The following is a 6,146-nucleotide window of genomic DNA, read 5'->3' as shown; positions in this document are numbered from 1 at the left end:
CGCGGGTGCTCTCGTAGTAGCCGAGGCCGTCCTGCCATTTGTAGCTGCTCAGCACGTTCACGGGCTCCAGCGCCGAGGCGCGCAGGTCCTTCAGGTGCACATAGTCCATATCGCGGTCCACGCGCAGCACGAGGCGCACGCGCAGCTTGTCGCCTACCCGCAGTGCAGCGCCCGCGCCGGTGGGCTGTAGTTCCGGTCCGTTCGGGGTCATCACTTCCCGGAAGAGGCGCCGCTCCAGCTGCAGCGGCGTGGCTGCCGGGGTGATCTTGTCGACGTCCTCGAAATACTGCCAGTAGGCAGCGCCCCAGGAGGGCGGCGCGGAGCCGGCCCGGGAAGGCGCTTGCACCGAAACGGTGATCGCGCCCAGCGCAGGGACCACTTCTTCGCCCGGAACATGGCGCTCCATTTTCCCAAGGCCTTTTTCTTCGGAGTGCATCCGCAGGGCGCCGGCTAAGAGCTGCACGCGCGGCTCCGCGTTCACCCAGGCGCTGCCGCGCAGGAGAAGCGCATAGCAGGCTTCAGCGGTGGCCCGGGTGGTGCGCCAGTCGCGGGTCTGCTTCTGGCGGAGCAGCCAGAGGCGCAGCCCGTCGATGAAGGCCGTATCGTTGCCGGCTTCGTGAAAGGCTTCAATCAGGAGTGCCTGTGTTTCTACGGGTGCGTCCCACCAGCTCCAACTGCGTCCGGGTGCATTGCCGGCCCAGCTGAGGCCCTCCTCGGCATTGCCGGTGGCGCGCTCTGCAAGGGAGCGTAGGATGCCCCGCGCGGGTTCCGGACCGTCGAAGCGGTGCAGGGCCAGGGCGGCCATGCCCTGGCTCGAAAGCGGCAGCCGCTGCCATTGGCGTTCGGCAAGCCCCAGGAAATAGCGCAGCGCCGTGTCGGTTGCGGGTTTGATCGACGTATCGCGGAAGAAGCTTCGGCAGTATAAATACTGGAGATCGGCGGGGTAAAGCTGAGGGTTTGGCTGTTGCTGCAGGTCTCGGTAGCGCTGGTACGCGCGCTGATCGAGGTAGGCGAGTGCCTTCTTCCGGATGTTATTGCCTTCCAGCGGCACGCCGATCTTGCGCAGGTGGCCCATGCCCGAAACGATGTAGGCCGTGATGTAGGGGTCGCCGGGGCCTTTCCCGAACCAGGGAAAGCTGCCGTCAGGGAGTTGCAGGGCCTGCAGCTTATCCCAGCCCTGGTCCTGGCTTCCGCTGAGCCGCGACGCGTCGAAGAGCCGGGCAAGTTGTTCCTTCCGGTCCTTGTCGCTCCTGGCTTCCAGCACCCAAGGGGTCTCTTCGAGCAGTGCGGAGTGCAGCTGCGGGCTTTGTTCGCCGTCCGGGCGCGTGGCCGGTAGGTCGGCACGCTGCCAGCGACCCAACTCGGCGCGTATCTGGGGCGACCTGCCGAGGATATCGGCGCCCAGGGCATTTGCATAGAGCCGGTTCCAGGTTTGTTCGGCGCATTCATATGGGTACTCCATCAGGTAGGGCAAGGCCTGTACGGCATACCATACGGGGTTGGCCGTATACTCCACCGTGAAGCTACGGTGCTTCAGGGTGCTGCTGGATTCGGATGCCAGCAGCTTTTCGAAGCGGAAGGTCCGCGTACCCGCTCCGGTCATTGGCAGCGGCAGCGTTTCGGTCACGAGGATCCGCCTGGAGAGCACGGGCAATAGGTGCTCTTCCCCATCGGAAAAATTATTGCTACGGGCAGTGATCCGCCAGGTCAGCGTGCTTTGAAAATCATCGGGTACTTCGATGGGGAACGAAAGCACCGCGTTGCCGCCGGCACCCGTCGTAAATGGCTGACAGGCAAGCCTGTTCCGGAAGCTGCTGTCCACGGCCTTGCCGGTGGCCGCGTCGAGCAGCTCAAGGCAGGCCTGTCCGCTGAGGATGTTTCCCGAAAGGCTCACCACCTTCGCGCGTAGCGTGATCCGGTCGCCCTGGCGCAGGAAGCGGGGCGCATTGGGCTGTACCATCAGCTCTTTCTGCGTCACCGCATATTGGGTCGTCATGCCGAACCCGAAGTTGCGGGTGTGCGCCAATGCCTGGAGCTTCCAGCGGGTAAGCGACTCGGGGTAAGTGAACTCCAGCAGCACTTCGCCCTTTTTATTGGTGCGTAGCTGCGGGAAGAAGAAGGCGGTTTCCGCAAAGTTGCGGCGGGGCGTCGCCGGCTGCGGGGGCAGCGGCGGCGGCGGTTGGGGCGCCTCGATGTGGGTGCCGATGGTGGTCACGTTCAGCCCCGACACTTTGCCCGTCAGGCCGCGCAGCACCACCGATTGGCTAAGCGACCTTCTCTCTCCAAACCCATAGCCGGTAACCACCACCTCCGACAGGTTCGGGTCCGGCACCCGCATAAAGTAATCCCCGTAGGCCGACTGGCGGAAGATCAAACCGTAGGTGGGCGGTGCGGGTGTGAAGGTTTGATGGTGGGAGGGGCTTTCGCTGCGCCCGTTGAGGTGATGAAATCCGTTGCCACTCCAGGGAATATGCCGCGCGTAGGGCCGGCCGCGCCGCCAATCCTTGGGCGGTTCCCATGCGTAGTGCGCCATATCGTCGAGTGAAGCATCATACAGCGCGGCGAGCACTTCGGCTGCTATGGCTTCTCCACCGGGCCCGCGCACCAGCAGCTTCCACTGTTCGGCGCTTCCGGGACGGCTGCGCTCGCGGAAGGTGGCCATTGAAACATTAAGGTATTCGTTGCTTTTTGCCGGTACGATATAGTGTTGTTGATAGTGGATCCGATTGTGGCGGACCGCGGTCCAATGCAGCCAATAGGGCGCCCGGGCGGACGGCGTAACCGTAATAATACGGGCAACGCCCGGCTCGAGCTGTACTTGTTGAACGTTCTCGGGATCGCCCCCGGAGCCGTCGCGCGTCAGGAACACGACCAGCGCGCTGTCGGAGTACAGGCGTACCCGCAGCTTCCCGTTCTTATGCTGTTGTTCTTCGCGGAGGCTCAGGAGCTGCGGAACGGCGCCCCGGTCGTTCCGGGTCAGTTCGATGTAGCGCACGGTACGCACCTCTTCGCCGGTGGGCGCCTGTGTCGTCAATACGATCTCGTAGGCGCCCTCGGGCCAGTGCTGTGCCGGCAGCTGCAGCAGGCCGTCGCTGACCGAATCCCGATGCGCGTTCAGCAAGGTCGCACCCCGCGGCCAGTCTTGCCGGAGCTGCTCCCCGGCATAGAGGTCATGCGGGAAGTAATGCAGGAAGCTGTCGCGCGAAAGCACGAACTGGTCGGGTTGTTCCCAGTAGCGTTTTCGCAGCAGGCGTTGTTCGGGCAGCAGTCGGGTAATGGTCGCCTGGGCCACAGCCGGCTGCAGGATGCCGTTCAGGTTCATCACGGCCACGGGCAGCGCGCGCAGGGAGTCGGCCGGTAGGCTCGTCGGGAGTTGGGTCTGCAGGATCACGGAGGTATAGCCGGCATGCACCTGCTGTTTGCCGCTGCGGGACTCGCCACCAGCATCGGTGATGTCGGCCGTTAGGGAGTAGACATAGAAGGGGTTTCGGGCGCGGTCATCGCCCTTTTCCGGCAAGGCAGCAAAGGTTACCGCGAAACGTCCCGCATCATCCGTTTGCGCCTCCCCGCTCAGCATCTGCGACCCATGATTACTGTTCGAATAAGACCAGCGGTATTGAGCCGACCGCTTCACGGAGTAGCGGACCAATGCGCCCGGCAGGGGATTGCCCGCAAAAGCGCGCGCGGTGCCGCGGATCGTCACCGTATCGCCGATCCGGTAGCTGCCGCGCAGCGTGTCGAACACCACTTCGAAAGTGGGGCGCTTGTATTCCTCCACTTCGAATTCCTCGTTCTCTACTTCCTCGTCGTCCGTGTCGAGGGAGAAGGTGCCGAGGCTCCCGGTCAGCGGGAGGGTGAAGCGCCCCTGGAAGGTGCCGTATTCGTTGGTGGTGACGCGCATCGAGTCCAGTTCCTTGTAATTTGCGTCGTTGAGGAACACCTGGGTGCTGAAGCGGCGGAGGAGTCGCGTGGGCTTCCCCGGACGGAACACGATCCCTTTGAAATACACTACCTGCCCGGGCCGGTAGATGCCCCGGTCGAAATAGAAATGCACGATCGCATCTTCTTCATCCTCTTCTTCGTCCTCTTTATCCTCTTTCTTATGCGGCACGGCTTCCGCATCCTCGGGATCGCCCAGGAATAATTCGTCGCCGTTGTGCCGGATGTGGAAGACGAACTGCTCGCCCCTCTTTGCTTTTTCGGAACGGATGCTTACGAACCCCTTGCCGTCGGTGCGCAGCCGTTCCAGCAGCCGGCGTTCACGGAAGTATTTCTTGTCCCCGGCAAACACGTCCAACTCGGCTCCGGACAGCGGGCTGCCGGTCTCGCGGTCAACCACGTACAGATCGCGCTTGCGCAGCAGGAAGGCGATCCGCGATACGTGGAAATACTCGTGGGCCTGGCTGCCGTTCCATCCCTTCGTGGTGTCGGTTGCTGCCAGCAACAGGTAGCGTCCCTGCGGCAGGGCATCCACCTTCAATTCCACCCGGTGCTGCAGGGCGTCTTCATAAGCCGGCAGGTCCTGGCTCCAGGTGCGTACGGTCGGACTGTCGAGCAGCGAAGGTTTCGGGTCGATGAGGAAGGCGCCGGTGAAGGTTTCGGGCGGCACGCGCAGCAGGCGGAAATACACCCGCGGCGTGTTCGCATACGTAAGCAGGATCCGGAAGGGATGCCCGGGCAGGTTGATCTTTTCGATCGCGAACTGCAGGTGCCTCGCCTCGAGCCGGGCCTGTAACTCAATGCCCTGCATGAGGTACGTACTGCGTACAGCCGTATCGGCGGTGAGCAGGCGCAACACTTCGAGCGCCTTCGTCCGCTCCCAGCGGTTGTCCTTATCCGCGAGCACATGGTACCGCTCGCTGCGCTCGTGCAGGAAGAGGGCCAGCTGGTAAAGGACGCGGTGCATCGCGCGCCCGGTGCCGTTGCGGCGGATCAGGTCGCGGAGGGCCGCTTCGTAGCGGGCGTCCTCGTCGGGCAGGCTGTTGATCGCCCGCACATACATGAGGCGCTCCAGGTCGATATCGATATAGGCGTCGGGCCGGCGGTCGCGGCTATGAAAGGCGAGCTGTTGCTGGTAGAGCCGCAGCGCGCGGTACTTAGAGTCGAGCGTATCCGACGCGACCAGCGCATGCCGCATAAAGCTATCGGCGGGGGCGAAAAGGAAGGCTTCGCTGCGAAAAGCATTCCCGGTAGTAGCAGGAAAAAGATCCAGCCGGTAGTGGTCGAGTACATCCTGCGCCAGCAGGTCGAACAGGGCGGGCCGGAGGATGCTGTCGGTGCCCGGGGCGGCCAACGGAGCGTACGTGCCTGATGGGGTACGCCGGAGCAGGCCCGCGGGCTCCAGTGACGCGGCATAGAGCGCGCGAACCGTATCCCGGAGCTGATTGGCTGTCCATACCGTGATGTCTTTATCCGCCTCGGCCCCTTGGACGTTGGTACGCCCGCGCATCTGGCGGTAGGCGCGCTGATAGAAGGCCTCGTAGCGGTTAGCGATCAGGCTGCGCAACAAGGCGGCTGACGTACCGCGGAAACGGGGGAGTTCTGATTCGAGTTCCCGGATGAAGATCGGCAGGCTGTCGGGCGCTACCTGGTAGTGGAGCCGCCCTTTGAAGTGGAAGGCCCTGAGGAGTTGGATGGTGTCCCTGCTGTTACGGGCCGCTGCATCGATCCGCTCCAGTTCCTTCAGGGCGGAGCGGGGCAGGTTGCGTTTATTGTAAAGGGAGTCGACGCGTGCCCAGAGCGCTGGGAGGTCGAAGGGCTGTTGGGCACTTACCGGGGTGGTGCTAAAAAACAGGAGGCCCAGTGCCAGGATCAGGATCACTCTCATGTGCGTGCTTCGTGTGTATGTAGCTAGACCGGTAAACCGGGCGCTTCGCTGCCTCACTGTCGTAAATGATCCGGTGCGTTCACCCGACCGTCTCCCGTAATTATACAAATAAAAAAGGCCGCAGAATTGCTCCTGCAGGCCTTTTACGGTTGTGCCGATAAATCATTCCACCGTCAGCTGCTGTCCTTCGCTGTGGGCATTGAATTCGGGTGCATACAGGCACTGGATCGTGGTGAGGCCGGCGCTGAACTGCCCTTTGTGCGTCACGAAGAGCGGGTACTCGAACACATAGGTGCCCTTGGGCAGCCAGTGAAAGAAG

The 6,146-nt window shown here is 63.0% G+C and carries 2 protein-coding genes; both read right to left on the bottom strand.

The window, feature by feature from the left end; all coding sequences use genetic code 11:
• On the bottom strand, positions 1-5,827 hold a 5,827-nt coding region (locus ABD937_RS23515; protein WP_345258515.1), incomplete at its 3' end, for an alpha-2-macroglobulin family protein.
• Positions 5,828-5,989: 162 nt separating this feature from the next.
• Complete coding sequence (locus tag ABD937_RS23940; RefSeq protein ID WP_425185819.1) at positions 5,990-6,133, bottom strand: alpha-2-macroglobulin family protein; 144 nt, start codon at positions 6,131-6,133, stop codon at positions 5,990-5,992.
• Between the last annotated feature and the right edge of the window lie 13 nt (positions 6,134-6,146).

Source organism: Flaviaestuariibacter amylovorans, from assembly GCF_039541815.1.
Classification (GTDB): Bacteria; Bacteroidota; Bacteroidia; order Chitinophagales; family Chitinophagaceae; genus Flavisolibacter; species Flavisolibacter amylovorans.
Note: the sequence above shows the minus strand (reverse complement) of the source record. Positions and strands in the feature narration are given on the sequence as shown.